The sequence below is a fragment of the Parasedimentitalea nitratireducens genome, assembly GCF_057444295.1.
In genome coordinates, this window is sequence record NZ_JBYAXC010000042.1 from 1 (window position 1) to 1,221 (window position 1,221).

Sequence of the window (1,221 nt, forward strand, 5' to 3'; positions counted from 1 at the left end):
ATGGCTAAGGAAAAGTTCGAACGTAACAAACCACACGTCAACATCGGCACCATCGGCCACGTTGACCACGGTAAAACCACGCTGACCGCAGCGATCACCAAGTACTTTGGTGACTTCCAGGCCTACGACCAGATCGATGGCGCACCGGAAGAAAAAGCCCGTGGTATCACCATCTCGACCGCTCACGTTGAGTATGAAACTGAATCGCGTCACTACGCTCACGTTGACTGCCCAGGTCACGCTGACTACGTGAAAAACATGATCACTGGTGCGGCTCAGATGGACGGCGCTATCTTGGTTGTTAACGCTGCTGATGGCCCAATGCCTCAGACACGTGAGCACATTCTGCTGGGTCGCCAGGTTGGCATCCCTTACATGGTTGTCTACATGAACAAAGTTGACCAGGTAGACGACGAAGAGCTGCTGGAACTGGTGGAAATGGAAATCCGCGAGCTGCTGTCTTCGTACGAATACCCTGGCGACGACATCCCTGTGATCGCTGGTTCGGCTCTGGCCGCTATGGAATCGCGCGACGCTGAAATCGGCGAAGAGTCGATCAAGAAGCTGATGGAAGCTGTTGACGAGTACATCCCAACACCTGCACGTGCTGTTGACCAGCCGTTCCTGATGCCGGTTGAGGACGTGTTCTCGATCTCTGGTCGTGGTACAGTTGTAACTGGCCGTGTTGAGCGTGGCGTGATCAATGTTGGCGACGAGATTGAAATCGTTGGCATCAAAGACACTCAGAAAACCACCTGTACTGGTGTTGAAATGTTCCGCAAGTTGCTGGACCGCGGTGAAGCTGGCGACAACATCGGCGCCCTGCTGCGTGGTGTTGACCGCGAAGCTGTTGAGCGTGGCCAGGTTCTGTGTGCACCTAAATCGGTGAACCCACACACTAAGTTCGAAGCTGAGGCTTATATCCTGACCAAAGAAGAAGGTGGTCGTCACACTCCTTTCTTCGCCAACTACCGTCCACAGTTCTACTTCCGGACGACTGACGTCACTGGTACCGTTGTTCTGCCCGAGGGCACAGAAATGGTCATGCCTGGCGACAACCTGAAGTTCAACGTTGAGCTGATCGCACCCATCGCGATGGAGCAGGGCCTGCGCTTTGCGATCCGCGAAGGCGGCCGCACAGTTGGCGCTGGTGTTGTTTCGGCAATCACTGAGTAATCACAGCTGTGCTGTGATGGTGGCAACAGGGTATCCGCGCCACGG

1 protein-coding gene is annotated in these 1,221 nt (G+C 54.9%); it reads left to right on the forward strand.

All coding sequences use genetic code 11. The annotated features are described in order from the left end of the window. Positions 1-1,176: an elongation factor Tu gene (gene tuf / locus AC2T28_RS24925; RefSeq protein WP_486751297.1), complete on the forward strand. Its 1,176-nt coding sequence runs from the start codon at positions 1-3 to the stop codon at positions 1,174-1,176. Positions 1,177-1,221 lie beyond the last annotated feature (45 nt).

Excerpts from the sequence above, each read along its gene's own strand:
- tuf (WP_486751297.1), top strand. The coding sequence starts at position 1 with ATGGCTAAGGAAAAGTTCGAACGTAACAAACCACACGTCAACATCGGC.